The sequence below is a fragment of the Bradyrhizobium sp. BRP19 genome (assembly GCF_020194195.1).
In the GTDB taxonomy this organism is placed as follows: domain Bacteria; phylum Pseudomonadota; class Alphaproteobacteria; order Rhizobiales; family Xanthobacteraceae; genus Bradyrhizobium; species Bradyrhizobium yuanmingense.
This window is the reverse complement of record NZ_JADYVZ010000003.1, coordinates 1-21,933: the sequence shown is the minus strand read 5'-3', so window position 1 is coordinate 21,933 and position 21,933 is coordinate 1. Positions and strand designations below refer to the sequence as shown.

Annotated in this window: 30 protein-coding genes; 14 read left to right on the top strand and 16 right to left on the bottom strand. The window is 64.9% G+C overall.

Annotated elements, in window-relative coordinates; translation table 11 throughout:
- Positions 1 to 81: 81 nt before the first annotated feature.
- Positions 82 to 327: a GlsB/YeaQ/YmgE family stress response membrane protein gene (locus I6F36_RS10395; RefSeq protein ID WP_036028526.1), complete on the bottom strand. Its 246-nt coding sequence runs from the start codon at positions 325 to 327 to the stop codon at positions 82 to 84.
- A 123-nt stretch (positions 328 to 450) separates the two neighbouring features.
- Between I6F36_RS10395 and I6F36_RS10390 the strand changes: the two genes are divergently transcribed.
- The 3 genes from I6F36_RS10390 to sseA all read left to right on the top strand — a co-directional run bounded on the left by I6F36_RS10390 (position 451) and on the right by sseA (position 3,166).
- Positions 451 to 1,626 (top strand): VWA domain-containing protein, encoded by a 1,176-nt coding sequence (locus tag I6F36_RS10390; protein ID WP_225112151.1) that lies wholly within the window; start codon positions 451 to 453, stop codon positions 1,624 to 1,626.
- A 130-nt stretch (positions 1,627 to 1,756) separates the two neighbouring features.
- Positions 1,757 to 2,170 carry a rhodanese-like domain-containing protein gene (locus I6F36_RS10385; protein ID WP_036013188.1) on the top strand — a complete coding sequence of 138 codons (414 nt, stop codon included), beginning with the start codon at positions 1,757 to 1,759 and terminating at the stop codon, positions 2,168 to 2,170.
- A gap of 138 nt (positions 2,171 to 2,308) precedes the next feature.
- The gene (gene sseA / locus I6F36_RS10380) at positions 2,309 to 3,166 is read left to right on the top strand and encodes a 3-mercaptopyruvate sulfurtransferase (protein ID WP_225171387.1); all 858 of its coding nucleotides are present in this window, start codon (positions 2,309 to 2,311) and stop codon (positions 3,164 to 3,166) included.
- Positions 3,167 to 3,345: 179 nt separating this feature from the next.
- Here the strand turns inward: sseA and I6F36_RS10375 are convergent, their stop codons facing one another.
- On the bottom strand, positions 3,346 to 4,116 hold the full coding sequence (locus tag I6F36_RS10375) for a hypothetical protein (protein ID WP_109144721.1): 771 nt from the start codon (positions 4,114 to 4,116) through the stop codon (positions 3,346 to 3,348).
- A gap of 368 nt (positions 4,117 to 4,484) precedes the next feature.
- On the opposite strand from I6F36_RS10375, the gene I6F36_RS10370 reads away from it, so the two are divergent.
- Complete coding sequence (locus tag I6F36_RS10370) at positions 4,485 to 5,681, top strand: L,D-transpeptidase (RefSeq protein WP_225126648.1); 1,197 nt, start codon at positions 4,485 to 4,487, stop codon at positions 5,679 to 5,681.
- Between the two features lie 55 nt (positions 5,682 to 5,736).
- Here I6F36_RS10370 and I6F36_RS10365 read toward each other — a convergent pair whose 3' ends face one another.
- Positions 5,737 to 6,699 (bottom strand): D-2-hydroxyacid dehydrogenase family protein, encoded by a 963-nt coding sequence (locus tag I6F36_RS10365; RefSeq protein ID WP_225126040.1) that lies wholly within the window; start codon positions 6,697 to 6,699, stop codon positions 5,737 to 5,739.
- A gap of 130 nt (positions 6,700 to 6,829) precedes the next feature.
- Positions 6,830 to 7,045: a hypothetical protein gene (locus I6F36_RS10360; RefSeq protein WP_225126039.1), complete on the bottom strand. Its 216-nt coding sequence runs from the start codon at positions 7,043 to 7,045 to the stop codon at positions 6,830 to 6,832.
- A gap of 235 nt (positions 7,046 to 7,280) precedes the next feature.
- On the opposite strand from I6F36_RS10360, the gene ettA reads away from it, so the two are divergent.
- Together ettA and I6F36_RS10350 are read left to right on the top strand one after the other, a co-directional pair.
- Complete coding sequence (gene ettA / locus I6F36_RS10355; RefSeq protein WP_225126038.1) at positions 7,281 to 8,930, top strand: energy-dependent translational throttle protein EttA; 1,650 nt, start codon at positions 7,281 to 7,283, stop codon at positions 8,928 to 8,930.
- 7 nt (positions 8,931 to 8,937) lie between these two features.
- The gene (locus I6F36_RS10350; protein WP_225126037.1) at positions 8,938 to 10,164 is read left to right on the top strand and encodes a lytic murein transglycosylase; all 1,227 of its coding nucleotides are present in this window, start codon (positions 8,938 to 8,940) and stop codon (positions 10,162 to 10,164) included.
- A 178-nt stretch (positions 10,165 to 10,342) separates the two neighbouring features.
- Here the strand turns inward: I6F36_RS10350 and I6F36_RS10345 are convergent, their stop codons facing one another.
- On the bottom strand, positions 10,343 to 10,624 hold the full coding sequence (locus I6F36_RS10345; protein ID WP_036013199.1) for a hypothetical protein: 282 nt from the start codon (positions 10,622 to 10,624) through the stop codon (positions 10,343 to 10,345).
- Positions 10,625 to 10,835: 211 nt separating this feature from the next.
- Complete coding sequence (locus I6F36_RS10340) at positions 10,836 to 11,156, bottom strand: hypothetical protein (RefSeq protein WP_057026972.1); 321 nt, start codon at positions 11,154 to 11,156, stop codon at positions 10,836 to 10,838.
- 125 nt (positions 11,157 to 11,281) lie between these two features.
- On the opposite strand from I6F36_RS10340, the gene I6F36_RS10335 reads away from it, so the two are divergent.
- From I6F36_RS10335 to bfr, 3 genes are all read left to right on the top strand, one after another.
- Complete coding sequence (locus tag I6F36_RS10335; RefSeq protein ID WP_225126036.1) at positions 11,282 to 11,596, top strand: hypothetical protein; 315 nt, start codon at positions 11,282 to 11,284, stop codon at positions 11,594 to 11,596.
- A gap of 160 nt (positions 11,597 to 11,756) precedes the next feature.
- A complete protein-coding gene (locus I6F36_RS10330) occupies positions 11,757 to 12,029 on the top strand; it encodes a bacterioferritin-associated ferredoxin (RefSeq protein WP_036013202.1) in 273 nt (90 codons plus the stop codon).
- A gap of 133 nt (positions 12,030 to 12,162) precedes the next feature.
- Positions 12,163 to 12,651: a bacterioferritin gene (bfr, locus tag I6F36_RS10325; protein ID WP_036013205.1), complete on the top strand. Its 489-nt coding sequence runs from the start codon at positions 12,163 to 12,165 to the stop codon at positions 12,649 to 12,651.
- Between the two features lie 94 nt (positions 12,652 to 12,745).
- Here the strand turns inward: bfr and I6F36_RS10320 are convergent, their stop codons facing one another.
- Entirely contained in the window at positions 12,746 to 13,348 is a 603-nt protein-coding gene (locus tag I6F36_RS10320) for an MSMEG_1061 family FMN-dependent PPOX-type flavoprotein (protein ID WP_036013208.1), read from the bottom strand.
- Positions 13,349 to 13,425: 77 nt separating this feature from the next.
- Complete coding sequence (locus tag I6F36_RS10315) at positions 13,426 to 13,779, bottom strand: hypothetical protein (RefSeq protein WP_036028558.1); 354 nt, start codon at positions 13,777 to 13,779, stop codon at positions 13,426 to 13,428.
- A 258-nt stretch (positions 13,780 to 14,037) separates the two neighbouring features.
- Here I6F36_RS10315 and I6F36_RS10310 point away from each other — a divergent pair, with 258 nt between their 5' ends.
- Both I6F36_RS10310 and I6F36_RS10305 read left to right on the top strand, forming a co-directional pair.
- Positions 14,038 to 14,307: a DUF2277 domain-containing protein gene (locus tag I6F36_RS10310; protein ID WP_036013210.1), complete on the top strand. Its 270-nt coding sequence runs from the start codon at positions 14,038 to 14,040 to the stop codon at positions 14,305 to 14,307.
- A 93-nt stretch (positions 14,308 to 14,400) separates the two neighbouring features.
- Positions 14,401 to 14,616, top strand: a complete 216-nt coding sequence (locus tag I6F36_RS10305; RefSeq protein ID WP_036013212.1) for a hypothetical protein — start codon at positions 14,401 to 14,403, stop codon at positions 14,614 to 14,616.
- On the opposite strand, the gene I6F36_RS10300 is transcribed toward I6F36_RS10305, so the two are convergent.
- The 3 genes from I6F36_RS10300 to I6F36_RS10290 all read right to left on the bottom strand — a co-directional run bounded on the left by I6F36_RS10300 (position 14,613) and on the right by I6F36_RS10290 (position 16,505).
- Complete coding sequence (locus I6F36_RS10300; RefSeq protein WP_036013214.1) at positions 14,613 to 15,137, bottom strand: collagen-like protein; 525 nt, start codon at positions 15,135 to 15,137, stop codon at positions 14,613 to 14,615. The genes I6F36_RS10305 and I6F36_RS10300 overlap by 4 nt on opposite strands.
- A gap of 170 nt (positions 15,138 to 15,307) precedes the next feature.
- Positions 15,308 to 15,556 carry a helix-turn-helix domain-containing protein gene (locus I6F36_RS10295; RefSeq protein ID WP_036013218.1) on the bottom strand — a complete coding sequence of 83 codons (249 nt, stop codon included), beginning with the start codon at positions 15,554 to 15,556 and terminating at the stop codon, positions 15,308 to 15,310.
- A gap of 181 nt (positions 15,557 to 15,737) precedes the next feature.
- On the bottom strand, positions 15,738 to 16,505 hold the full coding sequence (locus I6F36_RS10290) for an SDR family NAD(P)-dependent oxidoreductase (RefSeq protein ID WP_225126035.1): 768 nt from the start codon (positions 16,503 to 16,505) through the stop codon (positions 15,738 to 15,740).
- A gap of 111 nt (positions 16,506 to 16,616) precedes the next feature.
- Here I6F36_RS10290 and I6F36_RS10285 point away from each other — a divergent pair, with 111 nt between their 5' ends.
- A complete protein-coding gene (locus tag I6F36_RS10285) occupies positions 16,617 to 17,102 on the top strand; it encodes a J domain-containing protein (protein ID WP_225126034.1) in 486 nt (161 codons plus the stop codon).
- 79 nt (positions 17,103 to 17,181) lie between these two features.
- On the opposite strand, the gene I6F36_RS10280 is transcribed toward I6F36_RS10285, so the two are convergent.
- The 3 genes from I6F36_RS10280 to I6F36_RS10270 all read right to left on the bottom strand — a co-directional run bounded on the left by I6F36_RS10280 (position 17,182) and on the right by I6F36_RS10270 (position 18,486).
- Complete coding sequence (locus I6F36_RS10280) at positions 17,182 to 17,433, bottom strand: hypothetical protein (RefSeq protein WP_225126032.1); 252 nt, start codon at positions 17,431 to 17,433, stop codon at positions 17,182 to 17,184.
- 237 nt (positions 17,434 to 17,670) lie between these two features.
- Positions 17,671 to 17,931 (bottom strand): hypothetical protein, encoded by a 261-nt coding sequence (locus I6F36_RS10275; protein WP_036013227.1) that lies wholly within the window; start codon positions 17,929 to 17,931, stop codon positions 17,671 to 17,673.
- A 171-nt stretch (positions 17,932 to 18,102) separates the two neighbouring features.
- The gene (locus I6F36_RS10270) at positions 18,103 to 18,486 is read right to left on the bottom strand and encodes a RidA family protein (protein WP_109144713.1); all 384 of its coding nucleotides are present in this window, start codon (positions 18,484 to 18,486) and stop codon (positions 18,103 to 18,105) included.
- Positions 18,487 to 19,005: 519 nt separating this feature from the next.
- Here I6F36_RS10270 and I6F36_RS10265 point away from each other — a divergent pair.
- A complete protein-coding gene (locus I6F36_RS10265) occupies positions 19,006 to 19,440 on the top strand; it encodes a hypothetical protein (RefSeq protein WP_036013234.1) in 435 nt (144 codons plus the stop codon).
- Between the two features lie 144 nt (positions 19,441 to 19,584).
- Here I6F36_RS10265 and I6F36_RS10260 read toward each other — a convergent pair whose 3' ends face one another.
- Positions 19,585 to 20,280 carry a glutathione S-transferase family protein gene (locus tag I6F36_RS10260; protein ID WP_225126030.1) on the bottom strand — a complete coding sequence of 232 codons (696 nt, stop codon included), beginning with the start codon at positions 20,278 to 20,280 and terminating at the stop codon, positions 19,585 to 19,587.
- A gap of 248 nt (positions 20,281 to 20,528) precedes the next feature.
- On the opposite strand from I6F36_RS10260, the gene I6F36_RS10255 reads away from it, so the two are divergent.
- Positions 20,529 to 21,074 carry a phosphohydrolase gene (locus tag I6F36_RS10255; RefSeq protein WP_225126029.1) on the top strand — a complete coding sequence of 182 codons (546 nt, stop codon included), beginning with the start codon at positions 20,529 to 20,531 and terminating at the stop codon, positions 21,072 to 21,074.
- Between the two features lie 15 nt (positions 21,075 to 21,089).
- Here I6F36_RS10255 and I6F36_RS10250 read toward each other — a convergent pair whose 3' ends face one another.
- Entirely contained in the window at positions 21,090 to 21,737 is a 648-nt protein-coding gene (locus tag I6F36_RS10250; RefSeq protein ID WP_225126028.1) for a glutathione S-transferase family protein, read from the bottom strand.
- Positions 21,738 to 21,933 lie beyond the last annotated feature (196 nt).

The window sequence follows — 21,933 nt, the reverse complement described above, 5'->3', positions numbered from 1 at the left end:
AACGCATTGCCAGTATCAATGGCCTCGGTCACGACAAGCGAACGGCCGCTCGCGGCGGCCGTTCCTGGTTCGGTCAGGCTTTCAGACCCGTTTTATCAGCGAAAGGATGACGAGCACAATCACCGCGCCGATCGTGGCATCGACGATGGCGCCGATTGTGCCCGTTGCCAGCTGGATGTGCAGCTGTGGCAGAACCCAGCTCGCCACCAGCGCGCCGATGATGCCGACGACGATGTTGCCGATCAGCCCAAATCCCGCCCCATGGACAATCTTGCCCGCAAGCCAGCCGGCGATGGCACCGATGATCAGCGCTGCGAGAATTCCCATTGCAAACGTCCCCCAAACAACCCCTCATTGTCGCCAATTCTAGAGCAAAAAGCCTGCCGGTCCAGCGTCCCGCGACGGTCTGCGCCCCTTGACGTTCGCCACCCGACGGGCAATCTGTCACCCATGTTCCTGCAATTCTTCACCTCTCTGCGCGATGCGCAGGTCCCCGTGACGCTGCGCGAATACCTCACGCTGATGGAGGCGCTCGACGCTGACCTTGCGGACTATACGGTCGAGAATTTCTATTACCTGTCGCGCGCCTCGCTGGTGAAGGACGAGCGCAACCTCGACAAGTTCGATCGCGTCTTCGGCACGGTGTTCAAGGGGCTGGAAAGCCTGCTCGAGGCCATGGACAAGGCGGAGATCCCCGAGGAGTGGCTGAAGAAGCTCGCCGAGAAATACCTGACCGAAGAAGAGAAGAAGCAGATCGAGGCCATGGGCTGGGACAAGCTCATGGAGACCTTGAAGAAGCGCCTCGAGGAGCAGAAGGGCCGGCACCAGGGCGGCTCGAAATGGATCGGCACCGCCGGCACCTCGCCGTTCGGCGCGCACGGCTACAACCCCGAAGGCGTGCGCATCGGCCAGGAGAAGAACCGCAACAACCGCGCCGTGAAGGTGTGGGACAAGCGCGAGTTTCGGGATCTCGACGGCAATGTCGAGCTCGGCATCCGCAACATCAAGGTGGCGCTGCGCCGCCTGCGCAAATTTGCGCGCACCGGCGCGCCCGATGAGCTCGATCTCGACACCACCATTCGCGAGACCGCCAATCACGGCTACCTCGACGTGCACATGCGCCCCGAGCGGCGCAATGCAGTGAAGCTCTTGGTGTTCTTCGACATTGGCGGCTCGATGGATGCGCATATCGAGCAGGTCGAGGAGCTGTTCTCGGCGGCGAAGAGCGAGTTCAAGCACATGGAGTATTTCTACTTCCACAATTGCCTCTATGAAGGCGTGTGGAAGCAGAACAAGCGCCGCTTCACCGACCGCACGCCGACCTGGGACGTGCTGCACAAATACCCGCACGACTACAAGGTCGTGTTCGTCGGCGATGCCTCGATGTCGCCTTACGAGATCATGGTGCCCGGCGGCTCGGTGGAGCATGTCAACGAGGAGCCCGGCTCGGTCTGGCTCGACCGCATCATCCGCACCTATCCGCATACGGTGTGGCTGAACCCGGTGCAGCAGAAGCACTGGGACTATTCGGAATCCACCACCATCATCAAGCGCATCTTCGCCAATCGGATGTATCCGATCACGATCGAGGGGCTGGAAGCTGCGATGAAGGAATTGACGCATTGATGCCTCCCGTCGTCATTCCGGGGCGCCCGAAGGGCGAACCCGGAATCCATCGGGCCGCAGTGCATGTAGAGGAATAGATTCCGGGCTCGCGCTACGCGCGCCCCTGAATGACAACAAGAGGGAGAAGCACGTGCCCCAGACCATCACCCGCGGCATCAAGGCGCTGATCGACGAGGCCAATGCCGAGATCGAGACGCTCACCGCCAAGGACGCCATCGAGATATCCAGGAACGGCGACGTCGTCATCGTCGACATCCGCGATCCCCGCGAGATCGAGCGCGATGGCCGCATCCCCGGCGCCTTTGCCTGCACGCGCGGCATGCTCGAATTCTGGATCGACCCGCAGAGCCCGTACGCAAAACCGATCTTCCAGGAAGACAAGAAGTTCGTGTTCCACTGTGCGGGGGGCTTACGCTCCGCGCTCGCCGCCAAGACCGCGCAGGACATGGGCCTCAAGCCCGTCGCCCACATCGCCGGCGGCTACGCCGCCTGGCGCGATGCCGGCGGGCCCACGGAGAAGTGGGAGCCGAAGAAGAAGGGGTGAGGGCCTTGCCCTCTCCACCCGTCATTCCGGGGCACGCGAAGCGTGAGCCCGGAATCCATTGATCCACAGAGTCTGAGGCACGATGGATTCCGGGCTCGTGCTTCGCACGCCCCGGAATGACCAACGGAGAATGCTTCAATGACCACCGCCACCGACCCCCTCGTCTCCACCGAATGGCTCGCCGCTCACATCGGCGATGCCAACGTCAAGATCCTCGACGCCAGCTTCAAGCTGCCGGGCGTGCTGCCGCTGCCGAAGGACGATTATCTCGCCGCGCATCTGCCGGGCGCCGTGTTCTTCGACGTCGATGCGGTGTCGGATCATTCCAACCCGCTGCCGCACATGTTTCCGAGCGCAGAGCAGTTCGGCCGCGACGTCGGCAATCTCGGCATCTCCAACGCGGACACCGTCGTGCTCTATGATGCCGGCGGCTGGGTCGCAGCGCCGCGTGCGTGGTGGATGTTCCTGTCCTATGGCCACAGCAACGTGCGCGTTCTCAATGGCGGTCTGAAGAAGTGGCGCACTGAGGGACGCGCGACCGAGAGCGGCGAGGTCAAGCCGAAGCCGACGACCTTCACGGCGAGCTATGACGCAAACCGCGTGCGCAGCATGCAGCAACTGATCGCCAATGTCGAAAGCCGCAACGAGCAGGTGATCGACGCGCGCGCCGCCGATCGCTTCGAAGGCCGCGCGCCCGAGCCGCGCCCGGGCATCCGCTCCGGTCACATCCCCGGCGCCCGCAACGTGCCCTACAATCTGCTGTTCGACGCCGCGACCGGCGAGATGAAGCCGCTCGACGAGCTCCGCGCCGCCTTCACCAATGCCGGCGTCGAGCTGGATGCGCCGATCGTGACGAGCTGCGGCTCCGGCGTCTCGGCCGGCGTGCTGACGCTCGCGCTCTACCGCCTCGGCATCACCGACACCGCGCTCTATGACGGCTCGTGGTCGGAATGGGGCCAGGCCGGCGGCCCGGCCATCGCGACCGGCCCGGCTTGAGGTTGCAGCCACGATGACGGTACGCTCCCTCGCCCCGTTCTTACGGGGAGAGGGTTGGGGTGAGGGGCCTCTCTCCACACGATGAGACTATCGACGGACCTGTACCCCCCCACCCGGAATCCGCGCGACGCGCGTATTCCGACCTCTCCCCGCAAGCGGGGAGAGGTGAAGAAGTAAGATCACCGCGTGCGTGCGGTCGTCGTTGTCGCGAAGGCCGGCTGCTGCTGACCGAACGGATCGAGCTGCTGCTGCAACTGCTGAGGCGGCGGGCGCCGCACCACGCGGGCTCGCTTCTTGGCTTTCGCCTTGCGCTTGGTCGCCTTGCTGTCCGACTTGGTGCTCTCGGCCTTGCTGCTCTCGGCCTTGACCTTCGCCGGCGCGTCCGTCGCCGCTGTGGCGGCGTTCAGCGCAGCGAGCCTTGCGGAGGCGACATCGAGCGCCGCGGCGGCGAGGGCCGGGTCAGCTGGTTCCGGCTCGCTGGCGATTGCGGCAGGCTGGGCCTCGGGAATCCCGGCCGTGGTGTCGGCGGGGGTCAGCGTATCGATGGAAGCCGGCGCTGCGGCCGTCACGGTCGGTTCGGGCTTGGCTGCTTCGATGGCCGGCACTTCAGCCAGGGGCGCGGCGGCCTCGGGCTGGACGTCGGTCTCGGTCGTCAGTGCAGCAACCTGTTCGGGCTCGCTCAGGGGCAGAGCGATGGTCGGCACCTGGTCGCGCAGCGATGGCGTGGTCTCGGCAGGTGGCTCCGGCTCGGTCCGCAGCACCGCGAGCACCGGCTGGGCCGGCTCGGGCGCCTGCGCAAACATTTGCTCCTGCGGCCCGTTCCGCCAGCCGGGGTTGTTGACATATTGCTGATGGGTCGCCCGGAGCAGAGCGGCGGCCCCTAGGCCGAACACCAGGATGGAGGTTGACAGCAGGATCGCGGCAAACAGGAAGCGAAAGCCGGGAAGCATTGAGCGATTGCGAATTTCCGCCCCGGCGGCGGAAGTAGCCGGGGCTCAAGAGCCATCTGAACGCGGTGACGGTACTGCTTGCCGCGTTCGCCACGCGGGATCGGAGCTCAAAAAGGTGGCGAATCAGGCTGATTCGACCATATCGCAACGTCTCCGCATCGTTCCGTTAAAATCGCGGCCGACCATCGCGCCAATCGAAGGCGCGATACGATTTCAGCCCCGTGATGCAACGGGGCAACGGTAGTCTTGCGGATCACAAATCGGCAAGTCCGGCGCAAATAAGCCTGATATGTCTTGAATGTGCCGCTATCTTCCGTCATCTGGCCGTTAACGGTCCGGTCGGGCTTGGGGACTATACAAGAGCGATGATGATCAAACACTTTCTGACGATATGCGCTGCCGCAACAGTCGCTGCGGCGGGAACCTCGCTCGCTCAGGCTCAGAGCTATCCGATCCAGCAGGTACCAAGCTATGGCGCGCCTGCCGAATATCGGCCCGGTGACCGCATGCCGAATTTCGACGCGCTGGATGAAGACGACGACGCGATGCCGCATGCCTCGCTGCCCCCGCCCGGTCCGGCCGACGATCCGCGCTACGGTCGTCCGATGGGCGCGCCTCCGGTCTATTCGGCCGCCCCACCCCAAGGTCCGGTGATGTCGCCGGATGATCCGCGCTATGGGCGCCCGGCTGGCGCCCCGCCGGTCTATTCGGCCGCGCCGCAGGGCCCCGTGATGTCGCCCGACGATCCCCGCTACGGCCGCCCCGCCGGTCCGCCGGCGGTGATCTACGCCGACCGTCCGCCTCAGCAATCGCCCGCCAACGATGGCCTGCGTCCGCCCGAGTCTGTGGGCGGTCCCTCCGCGACTGGGACGGTCCAGGCCGGACAGCCGCCCGTGGGCACGGATGGCCGCCCGGTGACCCTGGCCGCGCTGCCGCCCGAGGAGCAGCCCGATGCCGCGCCGGTGCAGCTGCCGCCGAACCTGCGCCGTCAGGAGGTCGCGTTCCAGACCAAGGAGCCGGCCGGCACGCTCGTGGTCGATACGCCCAACACCTACCTCTATTACGTGCTCGGAGGCGGCCGTGCGATCCGCTACGGCGTCCGAGTCGGCCGCGACGGCTTCACCTGGACGGGCGTGCAGAAGATCACCCGCAAGGCCGAGTGGCCGGATTGGCATCCGCCGACCGAGATGATCGAGCGTCAGCCCTATCTGCCGCGCTTCATGGCCGGCGGCCCGGGTAATCCGCTCGGCGCCCGCGCGATGTATCTAGGTTCGACCGTCTACCGCATCCACGGCACCAACCAGCCCTCGACGATCGGCAAGTTCGTCTCCTCCGGCTGCATCGGCATGCTGAACGAGGACGTCTCCGACCTGTTCGAGCGCGTCAAGGTCGGCACCCGCGTTGTCGTGATGCCGGGTGGTCCGCCGCCGGGAACGGCGACGGCCTCCGCTGCGCCGACGCAGAGCGCTGCCGGGCCGGCTCCGATGTCCGCCCAGGCGGGCCCGGTCCCGGGGACGCAGCCCACCGTTGTGCCGCCGCTGCCCGCGCCGGTCACCGTGCGCTGAGGGCCTCAACTCGATGAGATTGCGAAGGGCGTGCCGTCGGCACGCCCTTTTCGTTTCAGGCCAGCTTCCGCGGCAGCTCGCCGCCTTTGGTGAAGGCGTCGATCGCCTCGACCATCTGGCCGTAATGGATGCGCAGACCATCCGTGGTGGCGTAGCCCAGATGCGGCGTCAGCACGAGATTGTCGAGCTTGCGGAAGGGATGGTCGACCGGCAGCGGCTCGACCGAGAACACGTCCAATCCTGCACCTGCGATCTTGCGCTGCTGCAAGGCGTCCAGCAGCGCCTGCTCATCCACGATCGGCCCGCGCGCGGTGTTGACCAGGAAGGCCGTCGGTTTCATCCGCGCAAGATCCGCGCGGCTGACGAGGCCACGCGAGCGCTCGCTCAGCACCACGTGGATGGTGACGATGTCGGCCTTGGCGAACAGCTCCTCCTTGGAGGCGTAGCCGACGCCAACAGAAGCGCACTTTTCCGGCGTCAGGTTCGGGCTCCAGGCGATCACGTTCATGCCGAACGCCTTCGCAATGCCCGCCATCTTGCTGCCGAGCTTGCCGAGCCCGACGACGCCGAGCGTCAGCCCTTCGATCTCGACTCCGGCAAATGTCTGCCAGGACTCGCCCGCATGCATGCGCGCGTTCTCTCGGCCGATGCCGCGGGTCAATTCCAGGATCAGGCCCATCGTGAGCGGCGCCGTCGGATCGCGGGAATATTGCGTGCCGCCGATGGCGATGCCGCGCGCTTTCGCGGCCTCGATGTCGATCGCAGCGTTGCGCATGCCCGAGGTCAGCAGCAGCTTAAGCTTCGGCAGGCGATCGAACAGGCTCTTGGGAAACGCCGTGCGCTCGCGCATCGCGCAGATGATTTCGAAGTCGGTGAGCGCACTGGCTGCGGCCTGCTCGGAGGCGAAGGGATGGCTGAACACGGTGACGTCGACGCGATCCGACAATTTCGGCCAATCGGCGACGTCGAGGGCGAGATTGAAATAGTCGTCGAGGATTGCGCAGCGCAGCCGGCTCATCAGCGTTCATCCATGGCGAGAGGTGAAGGCGCCAGGCGGGCGCCGTCATCGGAACCTGGCCATGGTTTGCGCGCAATCGCGCCGGCGCGCAAGCAGCCTGCGTCTTCAAAAGTCCGATAGGGATCGTCGCTCAGACGTCGCGGGGCTTCAGGCGGAACGGTGCATCCATGCCGTGCTTGGCGCGCCAGGCGGGGCCGGGGCCGCGCATGTAATGCAGTTCGGGCCGGTAGGGATTGAAGGCGGTGACGAAGAAGCGCTTCCAGAAGGCCTTGATCTCCGAGGCGAACCCGAAAGTGCGCCCGGCTCCTGCCGGAATGGGAAGCGAATTGGTCTCGATCAGAGCCATGATGCGGCCTCGCTGTGCTCCCCGTTCGTTCTGAGCGGGTGGCGCTGTTTCCGCGCGAAACCGAGCTTTGGCCTGATTTATTAAAAGATGGTTTCAATTGTCCGGATCGGTGGCCGGATGGTTTCCTGACCGTATTCATCCGTGGTGAACGGACGGAAAACATTGCCCTTTGGGGGCGGGATCGCTACATCGCTGGCGAAGCAAATTTCCTCAAATCGAAGGTTTCACGGGACCGATGGCGCGCCAGTTCATCTATTTCATGCAGGGCCTGACCAAGAGCTACCCGACCCGGAAGGTGCTCGATAACATCCATCTGAGCTTCTACCCGGACGCCAAGATCGGCGTGCTCGGCGTCAACGGCTCGGGTAAGTCGACCCTGCTCAAGATCATGGCCGGTCTCGACAAGGAATACACCGGCGAGGCCTGGGTCGCCGAGGGCGCCCGCGTCGGCTATCTCGAGCAGGAGCCGCAGCTCGATTCCAAGCTGACCGTGCGCGAAAACGTCATGCAGGGCGTCGCCAAGCAGAAGGCGATCCTGGACCGTTACAACGAGCTCGCGGTCAATTATTCCGACGAGACCGCCGACGAGATGACCAAGCTGCAGGACGAGATCGAGGCCCAGGGCCTGTGGGATCTCGACAGCAAGGTCGACCAGGCCATGGACGCGTTGCGCTGTCCGCCCGACGATGCCGACGTGACGAAACTCTCGGGCGGTGAGCGCCGCCGCGTCGCGCTGTGCCGCCTGCTGCTCGACCAGCCCGAGCTCTTGCTGCTGGACGAGCCGACCAACCATCTCGACGCGGAATCCGTGTCGTGGCTGGAAGGCCATTTGCGCAACTATCCCGGTGCGATCCTGATCGTCACCCACGACCGCTACTTCCTCGACAACGTCACGGGCTGGATCCTCGAGCTCGATCGCGGCCGCGGCATCCCGTACGAGGGCAATTACTCGTCCTGGCTGGTGCAGAAGCAGAAGCGTCTGGAGCAGGAGGGCCGCGAGGATGCGGCGCACCAGAAGACGCTCGCGCGCGAGCAGGAATGGGTGGCGTCCTCGCCCAAGGCACGCCAGGCCAAGTCGAAGGCGCGCTATCAGCGCTATGAGGAGCTGCTCAAGAAGGCGAGCGAGAAGCAGACCCAGACCGCGCAGATCATCATCCCGGTGGCCGAGCGGCTCGGCGCCAACGTGGTCGATTTCGAGGGGCTCAGCAAAGGCTTTGGCGATCGTCTCCTGATCGATGATCTCACCTTCAAGCTGCCGCCCGGCGGCATCGTCGGCGTGATCGGTCCCAACGGCGCCGGCAAGACCACGTTGTTCAGAATGATCACCGCTCAGGAGAAGCCGGACTCCGGCACGATCACGGTCGGCGAGACCGTGCATCTCGGTTACGTCGACCAGTCGCGCGACGCGCTCGACGGCAAGAAGACCGTGTGGGAGGAGATCTCTGGCGGCAACGAACTGATCCTGCTCGGCAAGAAGGAAGTCAACTCGCGCGGCTATTGCTCGTCGTTCAACTTCAAGGGCGCGGACCAGCAGAAGAAGGTCGGCGCGCTCTCGGGCGGTGAACGCAACCGCGTGCATCTGGCGAAAATGCTGAAGTCCGGCGCCAACGTCCTGCTGCTCGACGAGCCGACCAACGACCTCGACGTCGATACGCTGCGCGCGCTCGAAGAGGCGCTGGAGGATTTTGCCGGCTGCGCGGTCATCATCAGCCACGATCGCTGGTTCCTCGACCGCATCGCGACGCACATCCTCGCCTTCGAGGGCGATAGCCACGTCGAATGGTTCGAAGGCAATTTCCAGGACTACGAGAAGGACAAGATGCGCCGGCTCGGCCAGGACAGCATCATCCCGCACCGCGTGAAGTACAAGAAGCTGACGCGGTGATGGCGGCATGATGCGACGGGCGCTCATCGCTGCGGGGATCGTCATCGCCTGCAGCTGGTCGCCCGTCCGTGCTGCCGACGCCGCTTTCACCCAGTTCATCGCCTCGTTGTGGCCGGAGGCCCAACAGGCCGGCGTTTCGCGCGCAACGTTCGATGCGCAAACGCGCGGGCTGGAGCCCGATTACAAGCTGCCCGATCTGCTCTTGCCCGGGCGGCCGGCAACGGGTGCGCCGTCGCAGGCCGAGTTCGTGCAGGTGCCGGCCGACTACGTCAAGGAAGCCTCGATCGCGCGGCTTGCAGGCGAGGGGCAGCGGCTGCTCCAAAAGCATCGTACCTCGCTGAACGAGATCGAGAAGAAGTCCGGGGTGCCGGCGACCGTCATGCTCGCCATCTGGGGCCGCGAGACAGACTATGGCCGGCACACGTTGCCCTACGATCTGGTGCGCGTACTGGCGACGCAGGCCTATGTCGGACGCCGAAAGGATCAGTATCGCAACGAGTTCATTGCCGCGCTCAAGATCCTCGATGAAGGCGTCGTCACGCGCAAGGACATGCGCTCGTCCTGGGCCGGCGCGACCGGCCTCACCCAGTTCCTGCCGTCCGAATATTACAAGCATGGCGTCGATTTCGACGGCGACGGCCGCATCGACATCTGGCACTCGGTGCCGGATGCGCTGGCCTCGGCTGCGCAGCAGCTCGTCAACAAGGGCTGGCAGAGCGGCGTGCGCTGGGCTTACGAGGTGCAGGCGCCGGCGAAGGTCGATTGCACGACGGGCGTGCCGGAGGTGACGAAGCCGATCGGCCAATGGCTGCGCGAGGGTTTTGTCCCGGTACGCGGCCAAAAGCTCAGCGCCGCCGAGCAGGCGCAGCCGGCCTCGCTGCTCCAGCCCGAAGGCATCTACGGCCCGTCATTCCTGACCACGAAGAATTACTTCGTCATCAAGGAATACAATTTCTCCGATCTCTACGTGCTGTTCGTCGGCCATCTCAGCGACCGCATGACGAGCCCGCTGCCGTTCGCAACGCCCTGGTCCGCCTCGAAGCAATTGCGCACCAAGGACGTCGAGACCATGCAGCGCGAGCTGACGCGGATCGGGCTCTACAAGGACAAGATCGACGGCAAGGCCGGCATGCAGACCCGTGCGGCGCTTGGCGCCTATCAGAAGTCGGCGGGCCTCAAGGTCGATTGCTGGCCGAGCGAAGAGGTGCTGCGTTCGATCCAGGCGGCGCGATAGAGCATGATCCGGAAAAGTGTGAAGCGGTTTTCCGAAAAGATCATGCTCAAACAATAACCTAAAGCGCGATGACGCTTCATCCTAACCGCATCGCGCTTTAGCGTGCGCAAACAAAAAGCCCGGCCAATGCTCTCGGCCGGGCTTTCCGATCGCGGCGCGCATGCGCCAGGCAATCAGATCAGTAGCAAACGCGAACCGGACGGCTGACCCAGCCGTAGCCGTCCCAATAGCGCTCGCGGCGCCAGTAGCAGGGCGCGGGCGGCGGGGGCTCGGCGATGTAAACGGGGCCGCCATAGGCGGGACGGCTGGAGGCGATGGCGCCGCCGACGATGGCGCCACCGATCAGGCCGGCTGCGATACCGGCGCCGACGCCGTCATGGGCCTTCGCGGACGGAGCGGCGGTCACCAGCGAACCGGCGACCGTCGCGACCGTGAGCGCGGCAACTAAAGTCTTGTTCATGCTCTTGGCTCTCCTGGGAGATGGGTTCCTCCTGTTAGAGGCGCCCGGGTTTCAAAGGTTCACGCACACTCTGATGGAATTGGCCTTGCAGCTAGGAAGCGCGCAAATGGTCAATCCACGGTAAACGCACACGGAGCTGTGACGAGAAAAAGCGGTCTTTTTCAGGCCCTGAGATGAACGGCGCATCCGTAGTGAACCGGCTTGGCGCGCCTCAGCCGCAGACTCGGACGCGACGGACGCGCCAGGCATAGCCATCCCAGAAGCGCTGCTTCTGCCAGACGCAGCCGCCGTAATAGTCGTCGGCAACATAGCCTGGACCCGGGGCGTAGTAGCGCGGCGGGTAGTAGCCCGGCCCATAGTAGCCATAGCTAGGCCCGTAATAATACGGAGAAGCCAGCGCGCCGCCGACAATGGCGCCGCCGATGATCCCGGCGGCCACGCCTGCCGCGACACCGCGCTGGGCATGGGCCGGTGTTCCGGCCGTCAGGGCCAGAATGGCGACGGCAGCGACCGCCAGGAGCGACTTCTTCATTGCTTGACCTTTCAGACGAACACGCGGGAACCTTTGGGCCGCAAGGTTCCATATTCCGCTTGAATGATCAATGAACGGCACCTTTGCCGGAGACGACCAATTGGTATGGGTCCCACCGGGAGACGATGATGGGCAACGCGATGATTAATGCTTTGATTGCGGCCGGGATCGTTTTCGCGGTCGGCTACGGCTGGATCGCACATCTCCAGAACCGCGCACGGCGCTCCCGCGCTACCGCCGGCAGCCACGGAGGGAGTAGCGGGGAGAGCACCTATTCCGGGACGAATGACGGCTTCTCGCTGGGAAGCTGGTTTTCCGGCGGCAGTTCGGGGAGCTCTGGCGACGGCGCAAGCTGTTCCAGCAGCGATAGCAGCAGTAGCGGCGGCGACTGCGGAGGCGGTGGCGACGGCGGAGGAGGAGGCGGCGGTGGCGGCGACTAGTGGGCTACAATCTTGATCCAGCGCAAGAGCTTGATTTAGAGCCGTTCTAGGCTTTGATCAGGCCAGTTTGGAATAGCTTCAAATACCTGTTTTTCCTTTTGCATCCGGCCGGCCTGTTAAATATCGATGATGGCGCATCACCGAAGGGCCTGCCGCTTCCATGATCGTTTGTTCCTGTAATGTGCTGAGCGATGATGATATCCGCGCCGCCGTCGCCGAGTCCGACGACGCCGTGCGGCATGCCAAGCAGGTCTATGGCTGTCTCGGCTGCAGCGCCGAATGCGGGCGCTGCGCCCGGACGATCAAGAGTATCATCGACGAAGCGCTCGGCCCCTGTGCGCAGTCCTGCTGCGCCGGCTGCCCGCATAGCCACACCGTGGCCGCCAACGACGAGACCGCCGAACCCGCCGAGTTCGCCCTCGCGGCCTGTTGAAAACTTCCGCAACTCCGGCTGAGCTTTTCCCCGGCTGGGTTCCCGTAGCCGGTTGCTCTCGCTCGCAAAGTGATTTAGAAGCGTTCTAAACTCGGTTTGGGACCGATTTGGACTGCAAGAGCTGGAGTGAACCATGCAGGGCGACGCAAAAGTCATCGACTATCTCAACAAGGCGCTGCGTCATGAGCTGACTGCGATCAATCAGTACTGGCTGCATTACCGCTTCCTCGACAATTGGGGCCTGCTGGACATGGCCAAGGTCTGGCGCAAGGAATCCATCGAGGAGATGGAGCACGCCGACAAGCTCACCGAGCGGATCCTGTTCTTCGACGGCTTTCCGAACATGCAGGTGCTCGATCCCCTGCGCATCGGCCAGAACGTCAAGGAGATCATCGAGTGCGATCTCGCCGCCGAGATGAGCGCGCGGGCGCTCTATCAGGAAGCGGCGACCTACTGTCACAGCGCCAAGGACTATGTCACACGCGACCTGTTCGAGAAGCTGATGAGCGACGAGGAGCACCACATCGACTTCCTCGAGACCCAGCTCGATCTGATCGGCCGCATCGGCCTTGAGCTCTACACCCAGAAGCATGTCGGCGGGCTCGAGGGCGAGGGGCACTAAACTCGGGCCTGGCTCCCTCCATCGTCATGGCCGGGCTTGACCCCGGCCATCCACGTGTTGCCGCACGACGCTTCGTTTTGCGGAACGCTCTTGGCTACAGCTGCGTCTTGTAGAGCTCTTCCACGGCCTCCTGGCTCGCCGGTTCGCCGAGGCCGGTCTGCTCGTGAATGACCGTGACGATGCTCGGCATCACCGAGCGCTGCACCTTCTCCGACCCCCACAGCTTCGAGCGCATCAGCGCCTTGCCGCAATGGAAATAGACCTCGCTGACCGCGACGTTCAGCACCGCGCGCGGCGGCTTGCCGAATTCCACCATCGAGGCGAGCAGATCCGGGTCGGCCGACAGCGTGCCGCGGCCGCCGACGCGCAGCGTCTCCTCGATGCCCGGCACGAAGAACAGCAAATGCACGAAGCCTGAGCCTTCGACGACGTTGCGGAAACTGTCGATGCGGTTGTTGCCGGAGCGGTCGGGCATCAGCAGCTGGTTGGGGCCGGCGACGCGGACGAAGCCGATGCCGCCGCCGCGCGGCGAAGCGTCGACGCTGCCGTCCGCTCCCGATGTCGCGAGCACGCAGAATGGCGACATCTCGATGAATTTCTTCGCATGCGCATCGATCGCGGGCCGTGCCTTCGCGATCACGCGCGGGCTCGGCTTGGCATAGATGGTGGCGAGGTCTTCGGCGCTAAGATCGGTCAACGGCGTGCCTCCGCTTCAGCTGGGCTTCAAGCTACCCGATCGGGCCGTAGCCAGCCAATGGAAATCACCAAGGCGCGTTACACCGCATCCGCCGGCACGAAGCAGCTGATGATGATGGAGCCGCGGTGGTGGACGTACCACACCACGGCCTGGCCGATCGGATTGCCCTGGTCGCGGATGATGGCGCGTCCGGGCACCTCGATCCATTGTCCCTCGATCGGCACCCAATAAGCGCCATTGCGCACGTCATACTCGGTGCGATGGCCATCGGAGATGTCGCAGCAGGGAACCCCGTTCGGCGCGATCACGCTCTTGAACCAGGCGCGGATGTCGGGCGGAACGTGGTCGTATTGGCCATTGTCGCGCGCGAACGCAACGTTTGCCAGCGCTGTCGCCGCAACCAACCAAACGCACAGTGCGAGCCTGTGCATGCGATCCTCCTCGTCGCGTATCGTGCCATGGGCGCGCGATTGTCCTGCGCGTCTTTCCCTATCGTTGGCACGGATTAAGCCTGAGCCGTCACTGCAATGCATGCTCAAATAATATGCGATGCCGGCGCCCCGCTTATGATGCGCTGCGAGATCAGCTTGTGGCGATGCGCATCCACCAAGTTGGTCGCAGAAGCGAGAAGGCGGATGTAGGATTTCGGCTCGGACCTTCGTCTTAAGGAAAACGCCGGGAGAAAGTGCATGTGCCGCAACATCAAGACGCTGTTCAACTTCGAGCCGCCGGCGACGGAGGATGAGATCCACGCCAGCGCGCTGCAATTCGTGCGAAAGCTGTCGGGTTTCAACAAGCCGTCGCAGGCCAACGAGGCGGCGTTCGATCGTGCGGTGGCCGAGGTCTCCGAGGCGGCGCGAAAACTCCTGACCTCGCTGCATACGAACGCGCCGGCGCGCGACCGCGAGGTTGAGGCGGAGAAGGCGAAAGAGCGTTCGCGGCTGCGCTTCGGTACGTGAGGTCAGGCAGCGTGCTCCGTGATCTGGCTCACGGTATCTGCTGCCTCGGCTTGCGATGGTGGCGGCCGGGGTTTTGATCGCCCGGAGCACGACATGAGCCACCCCCTTCTTCCTTTGAAAGCAGGTGCCATCGTCTTCACGCTGCTGTGGACCGCGTGGATGATGTGGTGGAGCGGCTCGTTCTCGAGCGCGAACGTGATCATCCTCGCCCTGTGCGGCGCGGCGGTCGGCTATTTCTGGTATCGCGCCATGCGCTGGCAATTCGAGCGCATGGGCATGCTGCCGCGGCGCGAGGATCGGCCCGACTAGACCCGTCGGCTATCCTTGCCCTGCTTCTTCTTTTTCTTTTTCTTCCTGTGATCGTCGACGTCATCGCCCTCGTCATCGACGATTGCCTCGTCGGTCTCCTGGACGGCGGCTTCGAGCGCTTCGCGCTCGGCGGCTTCGCGCTCGCGTTGGCGGCGGCGTTCGTCCCAGGCATCGAAGAGCTGGTCGAGCCAGGGCAGCACCTGCTCGATCGACGGCAATTGGCCGGGCGGACCCGGCTCGCCGCGCGGGCCTTGCGGCCCCGCCGGTCCCTGCGGCCCGGCAGGTCCCGGTGCGCCGGCTGGCCCACGCGGACCGGCTTCGCCCTGTTTGCCTTGCGGACCGGGCTTGCCGGGCGGCCCGGCCTTTCCGACCGGGCCCGGCTTGCCCTGCGGCCCGGGCTTGCCGCGTGCGCCGTCGGGGCCGCGCCGGCCCGGATGCCCCTGTGGCCCCGGCCGTCCCGGCTCGCCTTGCCGCCCGCGAGGCCCCTGAGGCCCCGGCCGTCGTCCCTGGTCGTCTGCCACGCCACCGCTCCCTTCACCTGGAGCAAGCTACTTAGCGGCGTTTGACGACAGCAGCAATTCCGCCCGCGCTTCGTGCCAGGCTTGATCAACATCAATCGGCGGCGCGAGCGGCCGCCTCATCGATCGCGCGGCTGCGCAGCGCGTCGTCGCTGGCCGATTGATGTCGTGCGCTAATCCTGACAGGCGGGCACGTCGATGCCGGAGGCGGCATAGAGCCTGATCTTGTTGCGCAGCGTGCGTACGGAAAGGCCGAGCACGCGCGAGGCGCGCGTGCGGTTGCCGTCACAGCGCGCCAGCGTCTGGATCACGAGCTCACGCTCGACCTCGTCGACGGTGGCACCGATCAGAAGCGGAACGATCTGGTTCGGGGCAAGGAATTGTGCGTCCGGCCCGGACGCGGCGACATGAACAGTGGTCATCAACACACCTCCCGATCAACGCCCGCTTCCACCGTCGGAAGCGGATCGAGAACCAACGACCCCCAAGCCGTGAATCTACGGTGGTCCGGTTTGGTTAATGAAAGGTTAATTGGAGGGGCTGCACCGAATTGATCTTGAGAATGCCCAGATGCCGCCGCGATTGGTGCGAGCCTCGCATCCCTCACACCGTGCGATAGCCGCCGTCCACCATCACGATGGTTCCGGTGACATAGGCCGACAGGTCGGAGGCGAGGAACACCGCGGGACCGACGATGTCCTCGGGCTTGCCGGTGCGCGCCAGCGGGGTGTGATCGATGAAAGCCTGCACCAGCGCCGGATTGGTCGCGCGCGCATTGGCGTTGAGGTTGGTCTCGATGAAGCCGGGGCCGATCGCATTGACGCGCACGCCTTCCTTGCCGAGCTCGACCGCGAGCGCCTTGGTGAAGCCGAGCACGCCGTGTTTCGAGGTGGTGTAGGCCGCCGAGCTCGGCGTGCGCAGATGCACGAAGGACTGGATCGAGCCGATGTTGACGATGCGGCCTTTGCTGGCGCGCAAGGGCGCGAGGAACGCCTGCGTCACGTTGAACACGCCGTTGAGGTTGAGCGAGATGATGTCGTTCCAGTCCTTCGCCACCGTCTCGGTCTCCGCGGTGAAGGCGTTGCGGCGGGTGATGCCGGCATTGTTGACGAGGATCGAGACCTGCCCGATTTTGTCCGCGATCTGCCTGGCGAGCGCGAAGCAATCCTCGCGCCTGACGACGTCGAGCGCAAAGCTCTCGGCCTTGCCGCCCGCTGTCCGGATCTCCTGCGCGGCCTCCGCCGCCGTCTCGGCGTTGACGTCGAGCAGCACGACCTGCGCGCCCTCGCGCGCATAGCCGGCGGCGATCGCCCGGCCGATTCCGGAACCGGCGCCGGTGACGACGGCAATGTGGTTTGCGAGCAGCGCCATGGCATATTCCTCCCGTTTTCGTTTCGAAGTTTCACGAAACGCTAACGCGAAATTAAGGGGTCGGAAACGGCGGCCTTGGCATACTGATCCTGATTGCTAAACGTTGCGCGCATGATGGAACGGCTCGAAACCTGGAAACTCGCTCTGGAACGCCTGCGGTCCGCGCAAGCGCCGGATTGGGCCGAGGCCGGCCGGCTGGTGGCCGAGATCGCGCGGATGAGCAGCGACGTCACGCTGCGCCAGGCTGCCGAGCAGGCGCTGCCGGTGCTGCGCCAGGCCGTCGACAACGACGATCACAGCGTGACGCTGGCGGCCCAGCGCCGTATCAGTGTGGTGCTCGAGGTCGTGCACGATCTGACCGCGCCGCGCTTCGGCCGCCGTAACGCCGCGCCGAAGAAGCTCTCCAGCGAGGACCGCGCGCGCAAGGTGCTCGGCCTGCCGCTCGCGGTGCAGCTCACTTGCGAGGACATCAACCAGGCCTATCGCCGCGCCGCCAAGGGCCTGCATCCCGACCAGGGCGGCAGCGCCGAAGCCTTCATCGACCTCGCCGCCGCGCGCGACATCCTGATCCATCCCGGCGCGTACAAGGACGCGTGAGCGTCTCAGGCCTTCGAAAAGCAAACCGGGCAAGGACGCCCTCGTCCTTGCCCGGTTCTTCGTCCGCCGATCGATTATCTTACCACTTGCAGCTGCCGCTCTTGAGCGCGGCGTCCTTGACCATGAGTGCATCGACGAAGGTCGGCACGCTGGCGCTGGCGCGGTGATAGCCGGCCGGCCACGGCGTGGTCGGGATGCTCTCGTCCCAGATCTGGCAGAAGCCGGTGTCCTGCCAGCGGATCAGATGATAGCTGGCTTCGGCCGGGCTCGCGGCGACGAACGCGGTGATGGCAAGACCGGCGGCAGCGCACAGCATGGAAATACGACGCATGATCAGCTCCTCAAATGAATGATGTGATGCGCCTCCCGACAATGACGGGGAGGGGTGGTGCGGGACGCGCTTGGCATGCGCCCCGGACAAGATGTGAGTAGTTCCACCCGCCGCCGAGGTTCAAAGAATGTGCGCGGGACAGGTCTGATGGCGGCCGGGAAACGCCTCAGGCCACGCAAAGCAAAAGGGCGGATCGCCCGCGCGACCCGCCCTTCAAGCGCTACTCTCGCGTCCGGCTCAGAGCGTGCACTTCCGCTCGGTGCGCATCTTGATCTGCAAGTCCGAGGCCTGCTGGAAGGTCGGGAACGGCTTGCTGACGACCTTGTAGGTAGAGACCCCGAACTGGAACGGCTTGTACTGCAGGTCCTCGTTCCAGACCTGGCAGATGCCGGTGTTGTCCCAGCGGATCACGTAATAGCCGACCTTCGCGGAGGCGGGCACGGCGAACACGGAACTAGCGATGCCGGCAACGGCACTGAGCGCGAGAAGGCGACGCATGAAGTATCTCCTGGTGGGACATGGGTGGTGGGACATGGGACCGAAAAAATTCGTGCGGTAAAAGCAGGTCCTTTGCAAGCCGGTGAGCCGCCATTCACGGACATGTCAGCCGTGCCATGAGCATTTGGTTTGGACGCGTGCCCGATAGGTCACACGCAGCTTAATCCGCTCCTACTTGGCCAGCGAAGCGACAGCCTCGATCTCGATCAGCATCTTCGGATCGGGCAGCGCCTGCACCACGCAGGTGGTGCGCGCCGGGTACGGCGGCGGGCCGAAGGCGCCGGCATAGAGCGCGTTCATCGCGGCGACGTCCGAGGCGCGGGTCAGGAGCACGTTGACCTTGACGAGATCATGCATGCCGGCGCCGGCCTCGCCCAGCACGCGCTTGATGTTGACGACGACATTGGCGAACTGCGTCTCGAAGCCGTCGGGCAGCGCACCATTGGCATCGAAGCCGGGAATGCCGGAGACGAACAGGAGGTCGCCAACCCGCGTCGCAAAGGACAGCGGCGGCGCCTTGACGTGCGGCGGGGGCGCGAAATGCTGGATCGGCATGGGATCACCTCAGGACGGGGGCGGACGCAGGAGCGTAGCGGCTGGCGCGGGGATGCTCAAAACAAAAGTGCGAAAACAACCCCATGCACAGTAGGCGCCGCACGGAAACCATTGATGTTTTCCAGAATTCGCCAAACGCGAAGCATCCGCTTGCTCCGTCGGGCAAAACAGGGGCATTATGGCACGATGGCGATGGTGGTCTTCGCCTCTCCCCGCGTGCGGCCTGCGCGTGGCGAGAGAGCAGGCCATTCACCCGTCATTGCGAGGAGCCCTTGCGACGAAGCAATCCAGACTGCCGCCGCGGAGCGATTCTGGATTGCTTCGCGGAGCCTGTCATCGGGCCGCGCTTCGCGCGGACCCGTTGGCTCGCAATGACGGAGCATGAGGACCTTCCGCGAGTCTCGCCGCCGCCTTGCTTGCGGAAACGCCCGCCGATCATGTTGCCGCCCCGATCGATCAGGTACATTCGCTCCGTCTGATTCGAACCCTCCTTTAAAAAAACAGCCCCCGGAGACCCCCATGAAGCTCGCATCCACCCTCCGCGCCGCGTGCGTCGCCATCGTCGCCCTGGCTGGCCTCTCGACGACCGCGCAGGCCGACAGCGGCTTCGTGACGCTGACGATCTACAAGGCGGGCTGGATCATCGGCGGCTCCGGCGGCTCGGGCGTGCTCAACTTCCGCGGCCGCTCGTACGGGCTCTCCACCGGCGGCCTCGACTACGGCCTGGTGTTCGGGGGATCCAAGACCGTGCTGCGCGGCCGCGTCTCCAACATCAACCGTCCCTCCGACGTTGCCGGCGTCTACGGCGCCGCCGGTGCCGGCATCGCCGTCGGCTCCGGCGCCCGCGCCATCGTGCTGACCAACCAGAAGGGCGCAGTGCTGGAGCTGTCGGGCACGCAGGTGGGGTTGATGGCGAATGCGGATCTCAGCGGGCTTGCGATCACGATGCGGTAGAAGGCGGTGCCGTAGGGTGGGTTAGCCCTGCGGATCCGCGCAGCGAATCCGCGGGGCGTAACCCACCTCTTTGGCGTCTCCGGAGACGAACAGTGGTGGGTTACGCTTCGGACAGCGCTTCGCGCCGCCCGAAGCTAACCCACCCTACGATTTCTCGACCCTCGCATGCACCCGCTCGCAATGTGCGACGAGGTTAGCGTGCGCATCGACGAAGGCCTTCAGCGGCGTCGGGATCGGAAAGTAATAGATGTTGGCGATGAAGCCGTAGATGCCGGCATCAACGCTCGTCGGCGCCGCGCCGTGTACGAAGCCTTGCGCCGGCGCGATGTCCGCCAGCACCTGCAAGTCAGCGAGCCCCCGCGCGTAGGCCTGCTCGGGCGTGTAGCGACCGATGCCCTGGAAGTGATAGCGCTGCGCGTTGTAGGCCTTGGCCTTCTCGAAGCCGGTAGGGTCGATCTGCGGATGCTGCGCGATGAAGGCGTCGCGGAACGCCGGATAGAAGCGCTCGTCCTTCCAGCGCGAATAGGACATCACCCAGTAGAGATCGTCCAGCATGCGCGTGACGAGATGGTCGGTGCGGCGCTGCTCCGCTGACAAGTCGGCGTCGATCGTGAGGCGGAATTTCTTAGTCGCGTGCGCGATGATAGCCTCGCTGTCGCCGATGATCTCGCCGTCGTCAACGATGTAAGGCAGCTGCCCGCGCGGCGCGGCCGAGGCATCGAAGACGTGCTCATGCACGAACGGCGCGCCCGCGAGCTTGAGAAACGCATAGACCTTGAGGCCGTAGCCGTTGTTGTCGGCGACACCGAAGAGTTCTGGGTAGGAGTAGAGGGTCAGCATGGGCGGGCGCCTCCGGGGTGGCGGAGGCCAGCATGCTAGGGAGTAGAAACGGATGCAATCCTCGTAGCCCGCATGAGCGCAGCGACATGCGGGAATGGGCTCCCCGGATATCGCTTGCGCTCATCCGGGCTACGTCAGAGCGCCATTTGCGAATTGCCTTTTGCGCAATAGGATGACCGCAATCCTCTGGTCCGGGAGATCACGATGGCCATCAACAAGGACAAGATCGACGATGTGAGACTTCGCCCATGACCCGCGACGAATTGGTCGCTGCCTATGCGGCGCCCGGCCGCCACTATCACAATCTCGCGCATATCGAGGATTGCCTGGCGGCGCTCGCGCGCGTCGAGGGTCTTTCGGCCGCCGAGCGCGAGACGCTGTCGGAAGCGATCTGGTGGCACGATGCGGTCTACGATCCGACGCGGACGGACAACGAGGAGCGCAGCGCGGAGCTTGCCGAGCAGCACGTTCGCGCCGAGCTTCGCCAGGAGGTCGGCCGCCTGATCCGTCTGACTAGAACGCACGACGTTCTCCCCGGCGATCGTCTCGGGGCGATCCTGATCTCGATCGACCTCAGCATTCTCGGCGCCGATCCCGCCCGCTACGACGCCTATGCCGCCGCGATCCGCCGGGAGTTCAGCCATGTCGCCGAGGAGGACTATCGCGCCGGCCGCGCCCGCGTGCTGCGCCGTTTCGCGGCACGCGAGGTCATCTTTCCCGACCCGGTCTTCGCCGCAACTTTCGATCGCCAAGCCCGCGCGAACCTCGCCCGCGAGCTGGCCCAGCTGAGCTGAAGCGGGCTGACCCGCCTACGAACCCGGCGCGGCCGTGAACACAGCCAGCTGCGCCTCGAACGCCCGCCTGAATGCCGGCCGCGCCTCGCCGCGGGCGACATAGGCGGCGATCTCAGGAAATTCATCGAGCAGGCCTGACGTATTCAGCCGCCGCAGCACCGTCACCATCATGAGATCGCCGGCGCTGAAGGCGCCATCGAGCCAGTCGGCTTTGCCAAGGCGGCGGGACAGTTCACTGAGCCTGATGCGCACGCGCTCCTGCAAGCTCGGCAGGCGCTCGGCGTGCCAGCTCCTGTCGCGCTCGAACAGCATGGCCATGGTGAGCTCGACGATCGGCGGCTCCATTGTGCTCAGCGCGGCGAACATCCATGCGATGGCGCGGCTGCGCGCGTTGGCATCCATTGGCAGCAAGCCATCATGGCGTTCGGCGATATGGAGCACGATCGCGCCGGATTCGAACAGGGCGAGGTCGCCATCCTCATAGGTCGGGATCTGTCCGAACGGATGCAGCGCGCGATGCGCCGGCTGTTTCATCGCGGCGAACGAGACGAGGCGGACGTCGTAGGGCTGCCCGACCTCTTCCAGCGCCCAGCGCACCCGCATGTCGCGCGCGTGGCCCTTGCCGCGGTCGGGGGAGGATTCGAAGGCGGTGATGGTGGGCATGGGGGGCTCCATGTGCGTCGCGCTTGGTCCGGAGGACGATTGGCGGAGACGGATTCCGACACTCGTCTTGTAGCAACCATTAAGTTGCGGCGGTATTTTCACGCCAGGGCGTACCTCGGGCAACAACGGTGTTGGCGTAGATAAGGAGCTTCCTGGCGCAAGCGATCAGGGCGACGCTGTGCGCTTTTCCTGCGGC

What these genes read in the sequence shown, in the direction of transcription:
- I6F36_RS10395 (WP_036028526.1), bottom strand. Translation starts at nt 327, where the DNA reads ATGGGAATTCTCGCAGCGCTGATCATCGGTGCCATCGCCGGCTGGCTT.
- I6F36_RS10390 (WP_225112151.1), top strand. Translation starts at nt 451, where the DNA reads ATGTTCCTGCAATTCTTCACCTCTCTGCGCGATGCGCAGGTCCCCGTG.
- sseA (WP_225171387.1), top strand. Translation starts at nt 2,309, where the DNA reads ATGACCACCGCCACCGACCCCCTCGTCTCCACCGAATGGCTCGCCGCT.
- I6F36_RS10375 (WP_109144721.1), bottom strand. Translation starts at nt 4,116, where the DNA reads ATGCTTCCCGGCTTTCGCTTCCTGTTTGCCGCGATCCTGCTGTCAACC.
- I6F36_RS10370 (WP_225126648.1), top strand. Translation starts at nt 4,485, where the DNA reads ATGATCAAACACTTTCTGACGATATGCGCTGCCGCAACAGTCGCTGCG.
- I6F36_RS10365 (WP_225126040.1), bottom strand. Translation starts at nt 6,699, where the DNA reads ATGAGCCGGCTGCGCTGCGCAATCCTCGACGACTATTTCAATCTCGCC.
- I6F36_RS10360 (WP_225126039.1), bottom strand. Translation starts at nt 7,045, where the DNA reads ATGGCTCTGATCGAGACCAATTCGCTTCCCATTCCGGCAGGAGCCGGG.
- ettA (WP_225126038.1), top strand. Translation starts at nt 7,281, where the DNA reads ATGGCGCGCCAGTTCATCTATTTCATGCAGGGCCTGACCAAGAGCTAC.
- I6F36_RS10350 (WP_225126037.1), top strand. Translation starts at nt 8,938, where the DNA reads ATGATGCGACGGGCGCTCATCGCTGCGGGGATCGTCATCGCCTGCAGC.
- I6F36_RS10345 (WP_036013199.1), bottom strand. Translation starts at nt 10,624, where the DNA reads ATGAACAAGACTTTAGTTGCCGCGCTCACGGTCGCGACGGTCGCCGGT.
- I6F36_RS10340 (WP_057026972.1), bottom strand. Translation starts at nt 11,156, where the DNA reads ATGAAGAAGTCGCTCCTGGCGGTCGCTGCCGTCGCCATTCTGGCCCTG.
- I6F36_RS10335 (WP_225126036.1), top strand. Translation starts at nt 11,282, where the DNA reads ATGATGGGCAACGCGATGATTAATGCTTTGATTGCGGCCGGGATCGTT.
- I6F36_RS10330 (WP_036013202.1), top strand. Translation starts at nt 11,757, where the DNA reads ATGATCGTTTGTTCCTGTAATGTGCTGAGCGATGATGATATCCGCGCC.
- bfr (WP_036013205.1), top strand. Translation starts at nt 12,163, where the DNA reads ATGCAGGGCGACGCAAAAGTCATCGACTATCTCAACAAGGCGCTGCGT.
- I6F36_RS10315 (WP_036028558.1), bottom strand. Translation starts at nt 13,779, where the DNA reads ATGCACAGGCTCGCACTGTGCGTTTGGTTGGTTGCGGCGACAGCGCTG.
- I6F36_RS10310 (WP_036013210.1), top strand. Translation starts at nt 14,038, where the DNA reads ATGTGCCGCAACATCAAGACGCTGTTCAACTTCGAGCCGCCGGCGACG.
- I6F36_RS10305 (WP_036013212.1), top strand. Translation starts at nt 14,401, where the DNA reads ATGAGCCACCCCCTTCTTCCTTTGAAAGCAGGTGCCATCGTCTTCACG.
- I6F36_RS10295 (WP_036013218.1), bottom strand. Translation starts at nt 15,556, where the DNA reads ATGACCACTGTTCATGTCGCCGCGTCCGGGCCGGACGCACAATTCCTT.
- I6F36_RS10290 (WP_225126035.1), bottom strand. Translation starts at nt 16,505, where the DNA reads ATGGCGCTGCTCGCAAACCACATTGCCGTCGTCACCGGCGCCGGTTCC.
- I6F36_RS10285 (WP_225126034.1), top strand. Translation starts at nt 16,617, where the DNA reads ATGATGGAACGGCTCGAAACCTGGAAACTCGCTCTGGAACGCCTGCGG.
- I6F36_RS10280 (WP_225126032.1), bottom strand. Translation starts at nt 17,433, where the DNA reads ATGCGTCGTATTTCCATGCTGTGCGCTGCCGCCGGTCTTGCCATCACC.
- I6F36_RS10275 (WP_036013227.1), bottom strand. Translation starts at nt 17,931, where the DNA reads ATGCGTCGCCTTCTCGCGCTCAGTGCCGTTGCCGGCATCGCTAGTTCC.
- I6F36_RS10270 (WP_109144713.1), bottom strand. Translation starts at nt 18,486, where the DNA reads ATGCCGATCCAGCATTTCGCGCCCCCGCCGCACGTCAAGGCGCCGCCG.
- I6F36_RS10265 (WP_036013234.1), top strand. Translation starts at nt 19,006, where the DNA reads ATGAAGCTCGCATCCACCCTCCGCGCCGCGTGCGTCGCCATCGTCGCC.
- I6F36_RS10260 (WP_225126030.1), bottom strand. Translation starts at nt 20,280, where the DNA reads ATGCTGACCCTCTACTCCTACCCAGAACTCTTCGGTGTCGCCGACAAC.
- I6F36_RS10255 (WP_225126029.1), top strand. Translation starts at nt 20,529, where the DNA reads ATGACCCGCGACGAATTGGTCGCTGCCTATGCGGCGCCCGGCCGCCAC.
- I6F36_RS10250 (WP_225126028.1), bottom strand. Translation starts at nt 21,737, where the DNA reads ATGCCCACCATCACCGCCTTCGAATCCTCCCCCGACCGCGGCAAGGGC.